The sequence below is a fragment of the Luteolibacter sp. genome (assembly GCF_058122085.1).
Window position 1 is genome coordinate 12,710 of record NZ_JBIKBQ010000034.1, and the last position, 19,451, is coordinate 32,160.

Consider the following 19,451-nt stretch of genomic DNA (forward strand, 5'->3'; position numbering starts at 1 on the left):
TGCAACATGCAATGCTCTGTCATCATTTGCACGCGCAACCGGGCCTCCACACTTGAACGGACTCTCCATTCGTTCCAGTCGGTGAAAGCGCCGGATGGATGGAGTGTGGAAATAATCGTAGCGGATAACGGATCCACCGATGCAACGGTCAGTGTGGTCACTAAAGCCAGCCATCCGACCATTGAAATTCGATATGTTTTCGAACCCCGCCCTGGTAAGAGTCGGGCTCAGAACACCGCCTTGGCAGTGGCCAGAGGCGAGGTACTGCTCTTCACCGACGATGATGTGGAGCCCGCGGACAACTGGGTGGAGAACATGGCGCGGCCGCTACTGGAAAACCGTTGCGAGGCGGTGGCCGGACGCATCCTACTGGCTGAGGATCTCCGCCGCCCCTGGTTCACCCAACTGCACGAGATGTGGCTGGCCGAGGTGCGGGAACCGGCGGTCAATTCGCCTGAACTGGTCGGAGCAAGCATGGGGATCCACCGGTCGGTGTTCGAAACGATAGGCAATTTTGACGAGAAACTTGGTCCCGGCGCCACAGGGTTTGGTGAAGAAACGCTGGTCTGGATGCAAATGATGGAAGCCGGGTTACGGATCTTCCCCGTGAATGATACCTTCGTGATCCATCGTCCCGATCCATCGCGGCTTTTGCGATGCGCCTGGCTATCGGCGGCAGCACGATATGGCCGGACCAACGCGTATCTCATGCACCACTGGCAGCACGCCCGGGTGCCGTATCCCGCACTGCGCGTCTGTTTGCTACGGATGAAGCTCTTTCTGCGCCGCCTCCCGCGGCGGTCCCAACCCCTGGACGCGGAGGGGTGCTCGGACTGGGAGATGAGCTATCTTACACGGATTGAGGGGTTGGAACGGTTCATCGAGGAGTCGGGGAGGCCCAGAAATTATGGCCCTCGGGCATTGGGCGGAACCCCCGCCCTATCGAAACCCTGGATGCTCAGCCGGATGGACAGCCTGGTCCAGACGGAGGACTGAGGCGAATGGTGGCGGCCGGCCCCGGCGGCGTGAAAGAGGTCCTTGCAAGCTTTCTGGAACCGGGCCGGCGGGGGGTGGCATTCGGCCGCTGGCCCTTCAACGTCAGGGTCCGATCCCCGAGGGAGCGCGCCTAACTTTTCCTGCGCGGGCTTTGTGTTTGATGGATTCGGGAAGGGCATCTACCGGCGAGATCTAGACCCGTTCTCGAGGCGGCCCGTTGTGGGCAACTTTCAGACGTCATGAATAACAATTTTCAATCTGGCACACCATCAGGCGAGGAACAACCCCATCTGGCCCGATGAATACAGCTCCAGTCGTTTCCGTGATCGTTGCGGCGTTCAACGCCAGCCGGTGGATCGGCATGTCGCTCGATTCCGCGCGGGCCCAGACGCTGCGCGAGATCGAAATCATCGTTGTGGATGACGGTTCGGTAGATGATACCCCCGCGGTGGTGGCGGAGTTTGCCAGGCGCGACCCGCGCATCAGGCTCATCCGCCAGGAAAACTCGGGCGTGGGTGCCGCTCGCAACACCGGAATCCGGAACGCGCGCGGGGAGTTCATCGCGACTCTTGATGCCGATGATCTTTGGACCCCGACAAAGTTGGAGAAGCAGGTCCGGCGCATCGGCCAGTGCGGCGAGCGGACGGCCATGGTTTACTGCTGGTACCAGCATGTCGATGAGCAGGGCGATGGACTCGGTTCCCATTTCCCTTTTACCGTCGAAGGCGAGGCGCGGCGGGCGATCATCCTGCGGAACTTTCTCGGCAATGCGAGTGTACCCTTGTTCCGGGCCGTGTCTCTCCGGCAGACCGGCCTCTATCTGACGAGAGAGGAGCAGGGCGGAGTGCAGGGCTGCGAGGACTGGGATCTCTCTATCCGCGTGGCCGAGACGTGGGAAGTCGGCGTGGTGCAGGAAGTTCTCGTGGGCTATCGCCAGAGCGATTCGTGCATGAGCTTGGGCGCGGCGGGCATGGCGGCATCGTTCCGCGTCGTCATGGACCGCGCCCGCCTGCGCAACCCCGATCTTCCGGCGGCGCTTTTCCGATGGGCGGAGGGTCATTTCCAAGGTTATCTCGTATCCAGGAGTTATAGCAGTTGCGACTACCCCTCGTGCCTCGCGGCGGTCGCCCGGGCGGTCTGCTGTGATCCGGTAATGATACTCAACTGGAGTCTCCACAAGATGACCATCAAGAGTCTCGTGTGGCTGGTTTCCGGCAAGCGCCGGTCGCTTCCGCAACGAGGGCGACGGGTGCCGGCGGAGGATGTCGCCGCGGGCAATCCGCTGCCCGCCGACAGGTCGCTCCTCGGACGAGTCCAGGAGCGGCGTTGGACGCGGGTCGTCGAGGAAGAAGGCTGACGCTGTCGGGTCGCCATTCCGGGTCATCTCTCTCGATTCAGGTTGTTCCTGAAGGTTTATCCGCCCGAAATCACAATCGCATCCGGGTGGTCGAACGATCGACAAGCCGGCTGCAAACTTACGCCAACCATGTATAGACCCATCAAAGTCGCCGATCTGGAACTATCCAAACCGATTCCGGAATTCAACGGGCTGGGCGATTACGCCTTCCTGCAACTGCTTCTCCGCTGGCACAGTCAGCCATTTGGTTCCATCATGGTTCCGGTCCGCGGAGATCGCTGTGAAGGCTCTGAGGTTGTTGCAAAGGTGTTGGAAGAGCATTCCGCCGAGATGTTGTATCAACTCCTTCACCTGGCGGTGGCGAGCTCGGTTCCAGGAGAGCAGTGGAACGTGAAACATCTCCTCACGCTTCTTCCAATGAAGCCTCGCGTTCCATTACCAACAGTCTCGGTTGCCGTCTGCACCCATGATCGCACCGAAGAACTTTCGCTTTGCCTGACAGCATTGGGAAAGCTCGACCATGCGCCCTTGGAGATCCTGGTCATCGATAACGCGCCGAGAACCAACGCCACCAGGGATCTCGTCGAAAACTCGTTTCCAGAGGCACGCTACATCCTAGAGCCGCGGCCGGGCCTTGACCACGCACGCAATCGCGCAATCGCGGAGGCACGGGGTGAGATCCTGGCTTATACCGATGACGACGTGATCGTCGACGCGCGATGGACAGGGTCTATCGCCACGCTTTTCGGATCGGATAGTGACATCATGGCGGTAACGGGTTTGGTGGTTCCGTATGAATTGGAAACAGAACCCCAGCAATTGTTTGAAAAATATGGCGGATTTGGCCGTGGCTTTGTTCGGAAATGGTATCGAGCCGACGAAGCTGAACGCCGTCACCTGGCCCGGCAACATGCAGGATCCGGCAAGTTCGGCACCGGCGCGAACATGGCATATCGTCGCGCGGTTTTCTCTGAGATCGGCGTCTTCGATCCGGCGCTGGACGTCGGCACCGTGACTAACGGAGGAGGAGATCTCGACATGTTCTTCCGCGTTCTGAAACACGGACACACGCTGGTGTATGAGCCGGCGGCGATCGTGAGGCACCGGCACCGCCGGGACTACGGCCACCTCCACACGCAAATTACTAACAACGGTATCGGTTTTTTTTCCCATCTGGTCCGGAATGCGTTGGAGTTTCCTGAAGAAAGAAAGGGTCTTGCCGGACTCGGGCTGTGGTGGTTTTGGGAGTGGAATCTCTGCCGCGGTTTGAAGTCACTGTTTAAACCGGGCGATATCCCTCGAGAGTTAGTCTTTGCGGAACTGCGCGGCTCCTTCACGGGATTGTTCCGTTACGGGAAAGCGAGGGCAAATGCGAAGGCTTCCCCCGGGGAATATGGACCCGGTGTCGATATGATAGATCTCTTGCCTGATAGAAAGTCGCCTGTTAAGAGTCCCGATCACGGTGTCGCGGTTCGCAGGGTCGAGGTCACCGATCCGGCCGGACCAATCGACGACGTGACGGATTACTTTGCCACCCGGGTCTATGTCACGCGCCACGGAAGGGCGGTAGGCGTGGTTAACATCACCAATCGTTACCGGGCCATTTCGGCGGTCCGGGTCGCGGATGAAATAGTTCAAGCCATCGGACTGGAGTTGCTCAGGCCGGTTGGCGCGGAGAACTTCGTGGCGACCTGGGTGGAAGCGATGACGGAAATCAAACAATCCATAGGCGGATGCGAAGGCCGCGGCCCGGAGCAATTTCCTGTGAGACTCTCCGCCTCAATTGTCGTTGCCACCTTCGATCGTCCCGACTCGTTGCGTGAATGTCTGAGCTCTCTCTGCCGGCAGCAGACCTCCAGTTCCTTTGAAGTCGTGGTGGTGGACAATCGGCCGCAGTCAGGCAAAACGCCGCCGGTGGTAGCCGAATTTCCGGGCGTTCGTCTGGCCAGTGAGCCGCGTGGCGGGCTTTCCTATGCCCGCAACACTGGATTTGCCGCGAGCACGGGTGACATCTTCGTCTGCACCGATGACGATGTCATCGCTCCGCCGGATTGGTTGGAGAACTTGCTTGCCCCGTTCTCACGGAACGACGTGATGCTGGTAACCGGAAATGTTCTTCCCGCGGAACTCGAATCCCCATCACAGGTGGAGTTCGAAAACTATGGCGGACTAGGGAAAGGGTTTCAGCGGCGCGAGTTCAATCGGAAATGGTTCAATTCCTTCCGACGCAAGGCGGTTCCCACCTGGACAATCGGTGCAACCGCGAATACAGCGGTGAGAGCCGCGATGTTGCGCGATCCTGCGGTAGGGCTGCTGGATGAGGCTCTGGGTGCCGGGACGCCCGCCGGGTGCAGCGAAGACACCTACCTCTTTTACAAAACGCTCAAGGCCGGGCACACCATCATTTACGAGCCAACCGCCTTCGTCTGGCACAAACACCGCGTGAACGACCAGGCGCTGCACAAGCAGATTTACAGTTACAGCACAGGGCATGCGGCGTATAACCTCACGACATTCATGCTTGATCACGACGCCCGCGGCCTGGTCCGGATTTGTGTGGAGATCCCGAGCTATCAGATCCAACAGCTTTTGCGTTGGCTGCGCGGCTCCCGCAGCCGATCCCTGCGAACGATTCTCTTGGAAATCCAAGGCAACGTGCTCGGTCCGCTCACGCTGTGGAAATCACGGCGGCGCGTGAAACGGCTTGGTGCCAGCCAGCCCTATTTGCCTGTGGAACCGCGGGGCACATCTCAACCCGCACATGCCGGAAGCCCGGAAACAAGTGCTGGTGAAGCGGTGCAAATGACAACGGAGGCGGAGGCCGTGAACCCTCCGGCCAGCGCAAATCCAACCCTGGAAGCAAGCCGATGACCCGCAACACCAATCTCAATGCCAGCGAGCGCCGCCGCTGGCAGCACGCGAGGGATCTGTTCGCGGTCCTGGTCGATCGCGATCTCAAGATCCTCTACAAGCGCTCTTCCCTGGGGTTTGGCTGGGCTTTGGTGACGCCACTGCTCCAGCTCTTTATCTTCTCGTTTGTCTTCCGGCGTGCCTTGGGGATGCAGATAGAAAACTATGCGTCGTTTGTATTCATCGGCGTCCTCGTATTCGGCTGGTTCCAGGGCGCGTTGGGCATGAGCGGCGGGCTGATCACCGGTAGCAAGGCGTTTGTCACCCAGCCCGGCTTCCCGCTCACGCTGCTGCCTCATGTGATGGTAGCGGTGCGGCTGTTTCACTTCATGATCGCGCTGCCGATTTTGTTCGGGTTGCTGTGGTGGCAGGGCGTCCGCCCCTGTTTGCCTTGGCTTTCGTTGCCGGTGCTATTGGTCGTGCAATACTTTCTGATTGTCGGGCTCGCCTATCCGCTAGCATCGATCAACGTGATTTTCCGCGACACCCAGCACATCGTCGGCGTGCTTTTGCAATTGATGATGTTCTTGACGCCCGTCTTCTACAGTTTGGAGAACGTTCCGCCGCCGCTGCGGCCTTGGTTTTACCTGAATCCGATGGTGGGACTGGTTCAGTCGTGGCGGGCGGTCCTGATGGAAGGGGCCTGGCCGGATCCGCGGGTGCTGGCCGGGCTGCTGGTGTTCGGGATCGTGCTGCTGATCGCGGGCCGCAGGATTTTCGTGAGTCAAAGCTACCGCTTCGCCGAGGAAATGTGATGAAAGTCTTAGTCAAAGCCGCCAACGTTGGAAAAACCTTCATCCGTCGATCCTACGCCCGAAGATGGCGGGATCTGGCAGCGGGGGCCTGGGGAGGATCCGCGCAAGAGCCGTTGTGGGCATTGCGCGGCGTCTCGTTCGAGGTCGCTGCCGGAGAAATGTTGGGAATCGTCGGGGCCAACGGCGCGGGAAAGTCCACCTTGCTGCGCCTGCTAGGCGGCGTCGGCAAGCCCGCCACCGGCAGCGTGGAGATTCACGGGCGGATCGGCGCGCTGCTGGAACTCGGCGGAGGATTCCAGGGCGATCTGACAGGAAGGGAAAACGCCATTCTCGCCGCGGTGGTGGCTGGACTTTTAAAGCGCGAGGCCATCGAGCGTCTGCCGGAGATCATCCGTTTCGCCGAGCTGGAAGATTTCATCGACGCCCCGGTGCGGACCTACAGCACCGGCATGACGATGCGGTTGGCCTTCGCCGTGGTGGTGCATACGGATCCCGAAGTCATGTTGGTCGATGAATTCTTGTCCGTCGGCGATTTGTCATTTCAGGCGAAGTGCGGCGTCCGCATCGCCGAACTGCGCGAGCGCGGCTGCGCGATCGTGCTTGTTTCCCACAGCATGGACCAGGTCAGGGAGTTATGTGACCGGGCGCTGTGGTTGCGGCGAGGGGAGATGGTGGCTTGCGATTCGGTGAGGTCGGTCGCCGCGGCTTATGAACAGGAGATGCGGGAGGAGTCCCTGCGCCGCACGCCCGCCGCTCCAGCCCGCACCACGGATGCGGGCACCGAGCTCAGGCCCAGGGAAAACCGCTTTGGCTCGCTGGAGATGGAGATCACCGGGGTTGTCCTGCACCCCGGTCCAACACTGACCACCGGCGGAACCCTTGGAATTGAAATCGGGTATCACGCGGAAAATCCCCTCCCGGCTCCCGTGTTCGCGGTGTCGATCAGCCAGCCCGACGGCACCGTCTGCCTCGACACGAACACGCTGTCCGCACGCGTCGCCGTGGCGCAAGTCAAAGGGAGCGGCGCCATCCGGCTGGTCATTGATCGCCTGGACCTCGCGGCGGGCTCCTATTTCGTGGACGTCGGAGTTTTTGAATCCAGCTGGAGCCACGCCTACGATTATCACTGGCATGTCTATCACCTGACCGTCGAGGGAGGTTTCGCCCACAAGGGGATTCTCGCGCCTCCATGCCGCTGGTCGCTTGCGGAAGCCACGGGCTCGCCACGAGTGAAGGAACGGCTGGCCGCAATCTGACCGGCGAGCCACCGGCAGTTTGTCGCTGGGGGGATTCCGGTCTTCTCCGTATCAAACTCCATCCACATAGACATATCCTTCCGATGCGCGTCCGACAGCCGGCCGTAAAAAAGCCCGTCGTGATCGCCGGTTGCACCGGACGATGATCCATCGGGAGACTCGTCTTCTATCCGCCATTGGCGGGCGAGTCAGGTTAGAGCGCCCGATTTGGCGAGGGCGGACAAGAAGTTCCAATGGATAGTTTGAAAACCAGTCAACAATATGAATGTCTCGGTAATTATTCCGGCCTATAACGGGGCCGCCACTTTGGAAGAAACCCTGAAATCCCTGCAAGCTCAAACCTTGTCTAATTGGGAGGCGATTGTCATTGATGACGGTTCTCAAGATGAAACGGTGGCGGTCGCCGCTCAATTGGCGGAGCAGGACTCCCGCATTCGATTGTTTCGCCAAGCTAATGGCGGGGTTTGTTCCGCCCGGAACCGGGGGATCCAAGAAGCACGCTTCGACTGGTTGCTCTTTCTTGATGCCGATGATTGGGTCGCCCCCGACTACTTGGAGAAAATGACCGGGATGGCCGGATTCGATCCCAGCCTGGATCTCATTCACTGTGGCTGGACCTGCGTTGCTCCGGATGGGACTCTCATGGGAGAGAAATACGCCCCTGACGCTATCGACCTATTTCCCTTTCTGGCGCGCAATTGCACCTTTGCGATCCATGCTTGTATCGTTCGCAGGGCATTGGTTGAAGCCGCGGAAGGGTTCTCCCTGTCTTTGCCGGTTTGTGAAGACTGGGATCTTTGGCAGCGTCTTGCCAGAACAGGAATCCGCTTTGGGGCGGTCAGGGAGATCCTGGCATTCTATCGGATGCGCCCCAATTCCCTATCGAGGGGTGCCCGGCAACTTTCCACCCATGTGATGTGGGTGCTGGATCAAGGACATTCTGCCGATCCAAGAGTATCAAATCCCGATCCTCGTTATGCCCAAGGGCAGCCCCGAGAAGACCTCGCTCACCTGAAACTCTCCCTCTCCAGTTGGCTGGCGGGGTTCTTTCTCGGAGAAGGGAAGGATGCACGACCGCTGCTCACCCATATCAAGGATGATCACGCGCCTGAGCTGGATCCGAATCTGGTCGCAACCAATCTTTTCGAGTCCGTCATCTTGTCAAGCTGTCACCCCCCGGCGCGCTGGCACTGCCTGTGGACGGGAGTCGAAGGGGGTCTCGCGGATTTCCTCACAGCCTTGGAAAGCCAGTCCCAGGCATCCGGGCTGGCTGCCAGAGCCCGCAAGATTCTCGAGATCCTGGTCTTGCGACAGGCCCCGATGTTTGATTCTCTGCAGATTGGAGCAACCTACGGGGTTCGCTTGGAGATCACAGAACCCATCGATGACATCCTGCCGCCGGAGAAGTGCGATCGTCTTTATTGTCAAATCGTCATCGAAGGAACAGAATTAGGCAGATTGGAATTGCCGGTCATTGATGGCAAAGTCAGTGCCTGGGTCATCAAAGATGCGATCGCCGCCCAATTTTCCTGGCCGATCTTGGGGAAATTTTTCGAACATACCCACTACGCCCCCGACCAGGTGTCAGAACATGACGCCCTTGGCTGGACAATCTTTTTACAACAACTGTGGGGCAAACCCGATTGGAAGTTGGGTGACTTCTACGATTCCGAAATCCCAGAAGAAGCTTCAACGGTAAAATACCTGGGCGATTCTCCGAAATTGGCCATCGAAGTCAGTGAGGAGCTTTATGACGTCTCGGTGAATGTGGCGGAACTCAATGTCATGGTAACCGTCGGCGGAGTTGCGGTTGGGGCAATCTCGCTACCCGTCCGGGATAATTTCATCACGGCCCGAACCTTGCGAGTTGCCGTGACGGTGGAGAGCGGCTTGGAATTGTGTCGGGTTTTCGTCCGGGACGCTTTGCTTGGCTGTTCTTTGCGGGATTCAACCCCGTTGCGATCGCGTTTGGCGAAATTGGCCCGAACTCACGCTTCTCTGGGATCAATCTACAATCCATCGGGTCCAACTGGAGGAAACACCCGCTCTTGTGAAAGTGTTATCCTGGGTCGCCATATGGGGTCGATCAACAGCATTGTCTCCCGACGGGTGATGTTTCCTGCCACGACCGCCGCTGAACTGGTAAGAATGGCGCAAGCCACTCAAGCGGAACTTGTGCGGCTTCCTGCACCCGGTGAGTCAATCGGGCAGGTGATTTATGCTCCAGATAGGATGGTGAATTACTCCAAGGATCTTGTGCCAGCCGCCGCCATCCCTGCCAATATTCCAAAGACGTTTTATGATCGGGGGCATTTTGAGACGCTCTTTTCCCGTCACGCAGATCCTTGGAAATATACGAGTCCCTACGAACAAGTTAAATACGAGCAAACCCTTTCCCTTTTGCCGGAAACGCGAATCCCGCAGGCGCTGGAGTTGGCCTGTGCTGAAGGGCATTTCACGGGTCAGCTTGCTCCCTTTGTGGATCACTTGATCGCTGCCGATATTTCTCAAGTTGCCCTGGAACGGGCCGCCGAGCGCCACAGGGACCTGGCAAATGTCAGCTACGAGCAATTAGATCTGGTGCGCGACTGCCTGCCAGGCAGATTCGGGCTAATCGTCTGTAGCGAGGTTCTCTATTATGTCGGAGGTTTGGAGGACCTCAAGGCTGTCGCGCGGAAAATCGCCGGCGCCTTGGAGCCTGATGGATACTTCTTGATGGCGCACGCCAATCAGATCTCCGATGAGCCCGATCGTCCCGGCTTTGATTGGGGATTACCTTTCGGAGCGAAGGTTATCGGTGAAGCTTTTGCCATCCTGCCATCCATGTACTTGGCGAAAGCCATCCAAACACCGCTTTATCGAGTGCAGTTATTCCGCCGCTATCCGAAGTTTCGTCTGCCATGGCGGCGATTTGATCCGGAAATCACCGTCTTGGAAGCGCAACCGGCCCCCCCGCCCCCTGAGGTGGAAGCACACGTGAGGTGGGAAGGGGGGCGGCCTTCTCAATTCAATGGGCTGGAAACCATTTTAACGGATAGACTGCCCATCATTATGTATCATCGGGTCGCTCCCAGTGGCTTGGAGAGGATGCGTAATTATCGGGTCACCCCTGAAGCGTTTGAGGAACAGTTGCGTTATCTCAAAGACGGGGGGTTTTACAGTGTTTCGTGGGAACAATGGCAGATGGCCCGTTCTCAACGGAAGCCGCTGCCGGGTCGAGGCGTGATGATTACCTTTGATGATGGCTATCTCGACTTCTTTCAGTACGCATGGCCCCTTCTCAAACAGTATGGCTTTACGGCAACGGTTTTCATTGTGGCCGATCAAATCGGAAAGACCAACATTTGGGATCAGGCTTTTGGAGAGGAGCTTCCCTTGATGGGGTGGCCTGAAATCCACCACCTCCAAGGTGAAGGGATAGAGTTTGGTTCCCATTCAACGGCGCATCACGCATTAACCGCTCTCTCCAATGAGGATCTGGTCAGGGACTTGGCTCGATCGCGCGCGATCCTGCAGCAGGGTTTAGGAGCGCCCACCAGGGTGATCGCTTATCCCCATGGCGACTTCAACCCGATTGTGGAACACTTCGCAGGAGGCTGCGGATATACTTTCGGAGTCACTTGCAGAGCGGGTTCGAGTCAATTCAACGACAGCATATTGGCATTGCCGCGGATTGAAGTGATGGGCTCATCTACTTTGCGGGAGTTTGTCAATTCCCTAAGCGGCTAGCGTGCAAGACGCCCGAGCGGGCCCTGGACCGCGCCATCGACGCCGGCACGGAGCTTTGGGCCCCGGAAAACTATCAACTGGTCGTCGGGGAAGGCTCCGCCCACAGGGGGATTCTCGCGCCTCCATGGCGCCGGTCGCCTGCGCAAACCACAGGCTCGCCCCGCGGGAAGGAACGGCTGGCCGCAATCCGGCCGGCGAGCCGGCGGCTGTTTGTTGCCCGGGACGGCAGGCGCGGTAGAGAGAGTTCGTGACATGTGAGATCAAACGTATCAGGATTCCATGGTTGCTGGAGAACCTCAACCGCGCCTTGGGATCTGAATGATGCGGTTAAATGAGCATTGTAAGGCATCAAGGGATAACAAAATAACAAACAAAATTATGAAGACAGTAGTTAAGAACGACACGGGTATGGGAAATGACTCAAGTGGAATTTCTCCGGAGGCTGCCAATGGCCGCAGATTGTGGGAAACCTCGGGTCGAGCATGGCACCGCCTCCGGACGGGTGTCCAATCCGGCCTGGCTGGCGCGATGTCACTTTTCATTGTCATTGTGTCCACGGGTTGTGGAGGCATGAATCCGGCCCCGCCGGTGCCTGCCGAGGCATACAGATCGAAGCCGAACGCGACCCTTGCCGCGGGTGACGAGATCAAAGTCGCGTTCTCCGGAGCGCCTGAGTTGAACGTGCAGCAGAAAATTCAGGCGAACGGGAAGGTCAGTCTGCCGACGATCGGTGATGTCAGCGCGGTCGGGAAGAGCATCACGGGCTTCCAGTCGGAACTGGCCTCACGCTATCAGCCACATTTGCAGGACCCCGTGGTGACCGTCTCGGTCGAGACGGCTGCCGCGGGGGTCTATGTCTCTGGAGAAGTGCTGCGGCCGGGAAAAATTCCGTTGGATCGTCCGATGACAGCTCTCGAAGCGGTGATGGAATGCGGCGGCTTCACCAAATTCGCGAACCCCAAGCAGGTGATCGTCGTCAGAAATCAGGGGGGCAGGAGCCAGCGATACGTGCTGAACATGAACGAAGCCCTCTACGGCACGGATAGCAGCCCGTTCTACGTGCGGACTTACGACGTCATTTATGTGAAGCAGAGCAACTGGTGACCGGGCTCGCTCACTCGGCGAGTGCCTGTTCGATCAGCTTGAGGATCGCGATTCGGCCGGTCCGGCTTTTTGAGGAGCTGGTGATCACCGGCGGGATTCCGGCGAGCTCCTCGGGCAGGGTTTCAAGAAACGCTTTCACCGTCGCCCGGGTCTTGGCGGGGGACTGCTTGTCTTCCTTGGTGAAGACCAGGGCGAAGGGGACTTTGCATTCCAACAGCCAACTGACGAATGAGACGTCGATGGGTTGGGGGGTGAGGCGGGAGTCGATCAAGACGAACACCAGCCGGAGATTTTCGCGTTGTTCCAGATAGTCGCCGACCGATTCGTTGAAATTGATTTTCTCGCTTTTGGCGACTTTGGCGTAGCCGTATCCCGGCAAGTCCACGAGGCTCCAGGATTCGTTCATCACGAAGAAATTGAGGAGCTGGGTCTTGCCCGGAGTGGCGGATACTTTCGCGAGCGCGTCCTTGTTGGAAAGCATGTTGATCATCGACGACTTGCCGACGTTGGACCGGCCGATGAAGGCGAATTCCGGGCGGTGCCAATCGGGTGCCGATTGGAGGTCGCGGGCACTCATGTTGAAGACGGCTGACTTGATTTGCATTGATTTGAAGACGAGAATAGGAGCTCCCACGGGAGCTCCTTTTTTATTTTACGGGATGGAGACGGAAACTACAGGCCCGGCACCGATCTTCATTGGATCCCGGAATTACGTCGAGCCTGGGATTTGACGTCTGAAAGTCGGAGGATTCATCAAAAATGGCTTTTCTCATGAATCAAATTAATGGGTGGAATGAATCCTGCTGTATTACGGGCGATGCATCAACCCAACTCATTGAAAACAAGTGGCCTTATCTTAGGGATTCTCGCCTTCGGAACCGCCGTGACCCACGCGCAAGACGCTGCTCCGGCCATCGATTCGGGCAATACCGCGTGGATTCTGACCTCCACGGCCTTGGTTTTGTTCATGACGATGCCGGGTCTGGCCTTGTTTTACGGCGGCTTGGTGAGGGGGCGGAACGTGCTTTCGGTGATGGCCCAATGCGCGGGAATCGCCTGCATGGCTTCGCTTTTGTGGGTCGCGGGGCTCTACAGTCTGGCGTTCAAGGGCGATGGCGCGTGGATCGGAAATCTCGACGCCGCCTTTTTGAAAGGCATTCACATCGAGACAGTTGCGCCCGGGACCCAGCTTCCGGAGACGCTGTTCGTGATGTTTCAAATGACCTTCGCCATCATCACGCCGGGCTTGTATGTCGGGGCGGTGGTCGAGCGGATGAAATTCGGGGCGATCATGCTTTTCTCCGCTTTGTGGCTGGCGGTGGTTTACGCGCCCGTCACCCACTGGGTTTGGGGCGGCGGCTGGTTGCAGGACATGGGAGTCAAAGATCTGGCGGGCGGCATCGTGGTGCATGCGACCGCCGGGGTTTCCGCGCTCGTCCTCGCGATCATTCTCGGCAAGCGCCGGGGATTTCCCGAGCATCCGCATCCTCCACACAATCCGGGGATGGTCTTTGTGGGTGCCGCGATGCTGTGGGTCGGGTGGTTCGGATTCAATGCCGGGAGCCAGCTCGCGGCGGGCGGCGGTGCCGGGATGACGATGTTGGTGACTCATCTGTCCGCTTGTGCGGCGGCCTTGGTCTGGTGCCTTCTCGAACGGATTCGCAACGGCAAGGTCGGGTTGATCGGCATGGTGACCGGTCTGGTAGCGGGCTTGGCGACGATCACGCCGGCGTCGGGTGATGTCGGCCCGCTGGGCGCGATCGTGATCGGGTCGATCGCGGCTGTGATTTGCTATTTCTCGGTCAGTTTGATCCGGGAAAAGTGGCACATCGACGACTCGCTGGACGTGTTCGCGGTGCATGGAGTGGGCGGGATTCTGGGAACGCTGCTGCTGGCGGTTTTCGGGCAGAGTTCGTTGGGCGGTCTTGGAAACGTGAAATCGATCGGCACCCAGCTTGGGATACAGGCAACGGGCCTCGGGGCGGCCATTCTGTGGTCGGCGGTCGCCACGGTTGCGATCGCCTGGCTCGTGAAAGTCACGCTCGGCCTGCGGGTGAGCGAGGAGCAGGAATACGAGGGCGTGGACCGCTCGGAGCATGGCGAGAACGCCTATCCGATGGAGCCGTGAGCTATCGTTTCTCGATCGCGACCAGCGTGATGTCGTCCATTTGCGGGCCTTCGCCGGTGAACTGGGCGAGCTCTTCCTGCATCCGGTTAAGCACGGCTTCGGCTCCCAATGGCGCGGCCATGCGGAAGGCCTCGCACATTCGCTCCATGCCGAATTCCTCTTCGTGCGCGTCCACCGCTTCCTTCATGCCGTCGGTGTAAAAAAGCACGCAGTCGCCGGATTTCATCTCCACTTCCTGATCCCGCGTCACGCGCTCGAAGACCGCGCCGCTGTCGATGCCAAGTGCGAGGCCGGGTGAGCGGAGGAGTTCGACCTTGCCGGTCTCCCGCCGGAATAACAGCGCGGGCTCGTGTCCCGCGCGGGAGAGGGTGAGCATGCCGGTGGCGGTGTCCAGGACGCTGTAAGCCATGCTGATGAACATGTCTTCGCGGATGTCCGGGAAAATCTGGCGGTTGACGGCGGCCATGACGTTAGATGGCGAGATTTCGCCGGAGGCGACCGAGCGCAGGGCGCTGCGGCACATCGCCATCAGCATGCCGGCCGGGACTCCTTTGCCCGAGACGTCGGCGATGACGATGCCGAATTTTTGCGCGCCGAGGTCGATGTAGTCGTAGTAATCGCCACTGATGATTCGTGCCGGAAGGTTGGTTCCGCTGATCCGGAAGCCGGCGACGACCGGGTCTTGTTGGGGCAGCAAAATCCGCTGCACTTCGCGGGCGTTTTTCAACTCGCTTTCGATCGCGCGTTTCTCATGGGCTTCCCGGTGAATCCGGGCGTTGCCGATGGCGAAGGAGGATTGCTCGGCCGCCGAGCGAAAGACGGCGAAGTCGTTGGCGGTGAAATTGCCGTCCTCACGGCGGCGGGCCACGACCAAGACTCCGAGGTCCTTATTGGCGTGGCGAAGCGGGGAGAGCAGTGCCGACACATCGCCGGTGTAGCGGGTGAAGGCGTCGCGAAACGCGGGATGGTTTTTCACATCCTTGACATGGATCGGCTCGCCCACGCTGAGGCAATAACCGAGGATCCCTTCGTCCAGGGCGACGCGGGACAGGCGCAGATGGCTTTCGAGCGCCCGCGGATCGCGCTCCGCCTTCTTGCGGATTTCCACCGGAATCCCGATCAGTGGCGGACATTCTTCCGAAATGTAGGACGGATTGAGGAAATCATTTTCGGCGTTCACGAAGTAAATCGCTCCGCCACGGGCGGTGACGACCTTGTCGATGCCATCCACGATGATGCGGGAGAGCAACGAGGGGGACGGCTCGTTTTCGATCGCCAGGCCAAGGTCATGCAGGAAGGTGAACATCCGGTGCTCCTCGCCCTCGAGATCGTTGAATTTCTTGCGGATGATCCGGGATTTCCGGCGCTGGTTCCGAAGGGCGAGCAACAATACCGCGATCACCAGTGCGCCGACTGCTAGGATGATGGCGGTGGAGTCGGGCATCCTTGCGGCGCTATGATTGCTCTCCCGGCGTCTCCGCCTGCTTCTGCTTCGTCTCCAGCTCGGATTCCAGCAAGGTGACGACGTTTGAAAACGCGCGCAGGTTCCGCTCGTTGGTTTCGGAAAGGACCTTGTGCGCCTCGAGCACGTGTTTCGTTTGCTGGATCTGGCCCAAGGCGGTGGCCGGGCGGTGGGGCTTCAAGGCGGCGCGAATCGACTCGACGGATGCTAACCAAGCTGCTTTTTCCGGGTCGATTTCCATCAGGAAATCCAGGCCCAGATCCTCAAGCGAGTGTCGGTTGCGTTCGCTGGCATCGGCGATTTGAAGGACCGCGCCGGGCTTGGCGGACAGGCGGCTGGCCATTCCGGCAAGCGTTCCCATGAACGTGGAATCCATGCCGGTGCAGGCTTGTAAATCCACGACCAGACAAGCCTCACCTGAGGCGATTCGCTCGAGGCCGAACGCTTTCAGCGCGGGACTGTTCAAGAACGAGCCTTTCCCCTCACAGCGGATCCAACTGAATCCATCGAAGATTCCGACTAAAATTGGGCATTCCGTTGTCACTGAAAAAAAGCCGTCATTTGAACGGCAAGGGATTGCTGAATGTAAAATCAGAGTGGCCGATGGTCAACCATCCATCTGAGAATTCAGCAACTCACCGCCAGAGGTAGGATTGGCGGCTGGCGATCTCGCGTTTGCCCCGCCGCAGCGTGGCTTTCCAGGTCAAGACCTTGCCTCCCTTGAAATAGTCGTCGCCGATCACGGCGAATTCCGCCAGTCCCTTGGTGGCGGATGAAGGGAAGCTTTTCGTCATTTGTTTCACCAGGCTGGGGCTGCCGCCTTGCTGATACTGGAAGATGAGTTCCACATCGCCCTGGCCCGCGCCGTCCGGGTCGTTCCAAAGCAAGGTGTAATATTGCCCGAGCCTGTTGCGTTGCTCCGCCCAGCTGACCGCGCCGTATAGGTGGCGCTCCTTCTCCATCCTCGCCATCGGCTGGTCACTCCCTTTTGGCTCCACGTCGCGGAGTTGGAACTGTTTGACCGCCAAGGCTTGGCGCGGTCCCGCGCAGGCACCGAGCAATAACACCGCAAGAAGACTGTAGCAGGGATTCACGCCGGGGGATTTAACCGGCGCGGGAGCGTGATTCAAGGCACAAGAAATTTCGCGCGGCTTTTCGCGCCCGGTCACTCGGCCTTCGGCTCCACCGGTGGCACCGGAGTGGTGGCGGCCGGCGCCTCGGGATCGATCACCGTTGGAATCGCGCCCTCCGGCGGCGGGCCCGCGGGCTCGACGACGGGAAGCGGTTGGCCGAAGCCGTTGCCGGGCAGGGGAGGATAAATCTGATATTCCCCGGGAGCCGTTGTCGGTGTCTGCGTCGCGGCGTTCGGATCCTCGAGCATGACTGAGGGGACGAATCCCACCTCGCCGCTATCGAGCTCCACTTTCACATAACTGTCGCTGGTGGAAATCACCTTCATCGAGGAGCCCCGCGTCAGAAGCTTGTCCGCGTCCGCATCGCCTTTCGGGCGGGTTTTGAAAAAGGCAGTGTTGTCCATCGACGTCCGGACGAACTGGCCTGCGGAAAACGTGGTGCTGGTGGTCGGTGTGGAGCGATTGCCGCTGCCGGCCGGAAGGAGCGGATTGTAGCCCCCGTTGGTGACTGGGCCCGTCATTGTCTCGCATGCCGCGAGACTCAGGAAAGCAAGAGCGGAGATGGCCGGAATGCACTTCATAGATACGAGAAAGTGGCACGTTCCGGGGGCGTGGTCAACGTCATTTCAGGCAGCGAAATTTGCAGGCGGGACGAATGGTGGGAATCAGGATCTGAAAGGGTGGTGGCCGCTGTTGTCACTGTTTCCGGTCATTTTCTGTGTTTTGACGAGTCCGTGCCCATGCCGGACTCAAAACGGGCAAGTCGAGCGGAAGGCGTGTTCGTCAGCCCATTCGTAGATCATCCGGCGGGAGGCGGCGTTGTTGGCGGCGAGGATTTCCAACATCTCTCGGTGGCGTGTCAGGTCTTCCCGGAGTCCGCGTTTGATGGATACCGGACTGGCGATGGTGCCGTAGAAGGGATCCCGGAACCGCTGGAGCGGGCCGTATTGCGGCTCGTCCGGCAGGTGGTGCGTCTGCCGCTTGAGGTCGTCGATCTGTTCCTTGAGGACCATGCAGTAAACCTTGAGTTTCTCGTCGCCGGCAGTGGCGAGGTTGGTGGCTTCCTCGCCGAGCCATTCCATTTCGAGCTGGAGCATTTCCCGCAAATCATTGGCGGCATAGGCGGTGTTGAGGCGCTGCATCCAGACTTTCTTGTGCTCCTTGAGCTGCGGGTCGGGCTCGAGATCCGGGTGGAAGGCCTTGGCGAGTTGTTTGAAGAGCGACTTGAGGTCGCGGTTTTTGGCGTCCTCCAGTTCGAGGCGTTTGCGCTCCTTTTCGGCCTGGGCCTTGGTGGGTTTGCGGCGGGGCTTTTCCGCAGCTTCCGGGGAATCCGCCATGTCTCCAAAAAGCGCCGAGGCGGCGCCCAGGCGTTCGCGCACCGTGCGCTCGAATTCCTCGGGATCGCCATTCGGATCAAGGTCGCTCAGATCCAGCTCGACCCCGGCCTGACGCGCGGTCTGTTCGATCATCTCACGCAGGAAATCGAATTCCTCGTTGTCGTCCTCTTGCCTCCGCTGGTCGTCGACGGAAGGACCGAACTCCGCGATGACGGCCTCCAGACCGGCGATTTCATCCTCGCCGAGCCCCACGGGATCGCCCAGCAGGTCCGCCGCCTTGCCACTCAACAAGTCGCCGAACCACTGGCGGTGCTTGGCTGTTAGGTTGAGGCTTTGCATGGCTTTGCGGCCATTGAAGACGAGGTCCCGATTCGCGCGGTTGAGATCTTCGATCAGTGGCATCAACTCGCGGATGGCGACGGCGAGAATGTCGTCGAGCCGTGCCTGCTCGCCCGCGTGGCGGGCTTTGGTGGTTTCGAGACTTTTCATCAGGCGGTTGAATTCCACCTGCGTCCGGCTGAGAGGGGCGTCCTTCCCCGGACGAATGACCAGACCCTCTTTGTGGTGGGCGGGTTTGTGCTGAGGCTTGCGTTTCATCGGCAGGGATTTTCCCGCTAAACGGCCTGAAGTCAATCGCCCGGGCGGTCGGCTGGGCCTCCATTTCCCTTTTGATGAAATCGGGGTATACTAGGAAATGAGGCGGCTGTTCATCATTCTGTCCGCCTGTGTTTCCACCCCCATCCCAGCAGGAGCCATGGAACTCACCAGCACGGCATTCAAGCACAACGGAACCATTCCCGCCGGGCATTCCTACCATGGCGGAAACATCAGTCCGCCGCTGGCGATCGCCGGGGTCCCCGCCGGCGCCGTGAGTCTGGCGCTGATTTGCGACGATCCGGACGCACCCGGCGGCACGTGGGTGCACTGGGTGGTTTGGAACCTCGATCCGAAAACGAAGCAAATCCCCAAAGGCGGCCTGCCTCCTCAGGCGGTCGTGGGGAAAAACAGCTGGGGCAAAGCCGAATGGGGCGGACCCGCACCGCCCAGCGGCACCCACCACTATGTCTTCAAACTCTACGCGCTCAAAGAACCTCTCGTCTTGAAGACCGGCGCGGACGCCAAGGCGCTCGACGCCGCCATGCAAGGCGAAATCCTGACAGAAGCCAGGTTGGTCGGCCTCTACTCCGCCGCGCGTTGAAGGTTCCCCGGCGGGAAGAACGGGGCATTTCCGGAGCTGAAACGGCCATTTGACTTCGGCACCCGAACGCCTATTTTCACTGTCGC

At 59.4% G+C, this 19,451-nt stretch carries 15 protein-coding genes; 9 read left to right on the forward strand and 6 right to left on the reverse strand.

The features are described from left to right. Positions 1-6: 6 nt before the first annotated feature. The 7 genes from AC4DF4_RS06890 to AC4DF4_RS06920 all read left to right on the forward strand — a co-directional run bounded on the left by AC4DF4_RS06890 (position 7) and on the right by AC4DF4_RS06920 (position 12,107). Positions 7-996: a glycosyltransferase family 2 protein gene (locus tag AC4DF4_RS06890; RefSeq protein WP_490047375.1), complete on the forward strand. Its 990-nt coding sequence runs from the start codon at positions 7-9 to the stop codon at positions 994-996. A gap of 298 nt (positions 997-1,294) precedes the next feature. Further along, complete coding sequence (locus tag AC4DF4_RS06895) at positions 1,295-2,353, forward strand: glycosyltransferase (protein ID WP_490047376.1); 1,059 nt, start codon at positions 1,295-1,297, stop codon at positions 2,351-2,353. 129 nt (positions 2,354-2,482) lie between these two features. After that, positions 2,483-5,224, forward strand: coding sequence for a glycosyltransferase family 2 protein (locus AC4DF4_RS06900; protein ID WP_490047377.1), 2,742 nt, complete (start codon positions 2,483-2,485; stop codon positions 5,222-5,224). Then, positions 5,221-6,018: an ABC transporter permease gene (locus AC4DF4_RS06905; RefSeq protein ID WP_490047378.1), complete on the forward strand. Its 798-nt coding sequence runs from the start codon at positions 5,221-5,223 to the stop codon at positions 6,016-6,018. The genes AC4DF4_RS06900 and AC4DF4_RS06905 overlap by 4 nt, the downstream gene beginning before the upstream one ends. Beyond that, complete coding sequence (locus AC4DF4_RS06910) at positions 6,018-7,274, forward strand: ABC transporter ATP-binding protein (protein ID WP_490047379.1); 1,257 nt, start codon at positions 6,018-6,020, stop codon at positions 7,272-7,274. Before AC4DF4_RS06905 ends, AC4DF4_RS06910 begins: the two co-directional genes overlap by 1 nt. Before the next feature lie 261 nt (positions 7,275-7,535). Further along, on the forward strand, positions 7,536-11,003 hold the full coding sequence (locus AC4DF4_RS06915; RefSeq protein WP_490047380.1) for a glycosyltransferase: 3,468 nt from the start codon (positions 7,536-7,538) through the stop codon (positions 11,001-11,003). Between the two features lie 570 nt (positions 11,004-11,573). After that, entirely contained in the window at positions 11,574-12,107 is a 534-nt protein-coding gene (locus tag AC4DF4_RS06920) for a polysaccharide biosynthesis/export family protein (protein WP_490047381.1), read from the forward strand. A 10-nt stretch (positions 12,108-12,117) separates the two neighbouring features. On the opposite strand, the gene yihA is transcribed toward AC4DF4_RS06920, so the two are convergent. After that, positions 12,118-12,711, reverse strand: coding sequence for a ribosome biogenesis GTP-binding protein YihA/YsxC (yihA, locus tag AC4DF4_RS06925; RefSeq protein WP_490047382.1), 594 nt, complete (start codon positions 12,709-12,711; stop codon positions 12,118-12,120). 213 nt (positions 12,712-12,924) lie between these two features. On the opposite strand from yihA, the gene AC4DF4_RS06930 reads away from it, so the two are divergent. Then, positions 12,925-14,235 carry an ammonium transporter gene (locus AC4DF4_RS06930; protein ID WP_490047383.1) on the forward strand — a complete coding sequence of 437 codons (1,311 nt, stop codon included), beginning with the start codon at positions 12,925-12,927 and terminating at the stop codon, positions 14,233-14,235. Between the two features lies 1 nt (position 14,236). On the opposite strand, the gene AC4DF4_RS06935 is transcribed toward AC4DF4_RS06930, so the two are convergent. From AC4DF4_RS06935 to AC4DF4_RS06955, 5 genes are all read right to left on the reverse strand, one after another. Continuing rightward, complete coding sequence (locus tag AC4DF4_RS06935) at positions 14,237-15,679, reverse strand: PP2C family protein-serine/threonine phosphatase (RefSeq protein ID WP_490047384.1); 1,443 nt, start codon at positions 15,677-15,679, stop codon at positions 14,237-14,239. A 10-nt stretch (positions 15,680-15,689) separates the two neighbouring features. Next, positions 15,690-16,241 carry an STAS domain-containing protein gene (locus AC4DF4_RS06940; RefSeq protein WP_490047385.1) on the reverse strand — a complete coding sequence of 184 codons (552 nt, stop codon included), beginning with the start codon at positions 16,239-16,241 and terminating at the stop codon, positions 15,690-15,692. Positions 16,242-16,332: 91 nt separating this feature from the next. Beyond that, positions 16,333-16,827, reverse strand: coding sequence for a hypothetical protein (locus AC4DF4_RS06945; protein ID WP_490047386.1), 495 nt, complete (start codon positions 16,825-16,827; stop codon positions 16,333-16,335). 35 nt (positions 16,828-16,862) lie between these two features. Further along, positions 16,863-17,411 carry an SH3 domain-containing protein gene (locus tag AC4DF4_RS06950; protein ID WP_490047387.1) on the reverse strand — a complete coding sequence of 183 codons (549 nt, stop codon included), beginning with the start codon at positions 17,409-17,411 and terminating at the stop codon, positions 16,863-16,865. A gap of 168 nt (positions 17,412-17,579) precedes the next feature. Further along, complete coding sequence (locus tag AC4DF4_RS06955; RefSeq protein ID WP_490047388.1) at positions 17,580-18,764, reverse strand: J domain-containing protein; 1,185 nt, start codon at positions 18,762-18,764, stop codon at positions 17,580-17,582. 157 nt (positions 18,765-18,921) lie between these two features. Between AC4DF4_RS06955 and AC4DF4_RS06960 the strand changes: the two genes are divergently transcribed. Next, positions 18,922-19,365, forward strand: coding sequence for a YbhB/YbcL family Raf kinase inhibitor-like protein (locus AC4DF4_RS06960; RefSeq protein ID WP_490047389.1), 444 nt, complete (start codon positions 18,922-18,924; stop codon positions 19,363-19,365). The last annotated feature ends 86 nt before the right edge of the window (positions 19,366-19,451 follow it).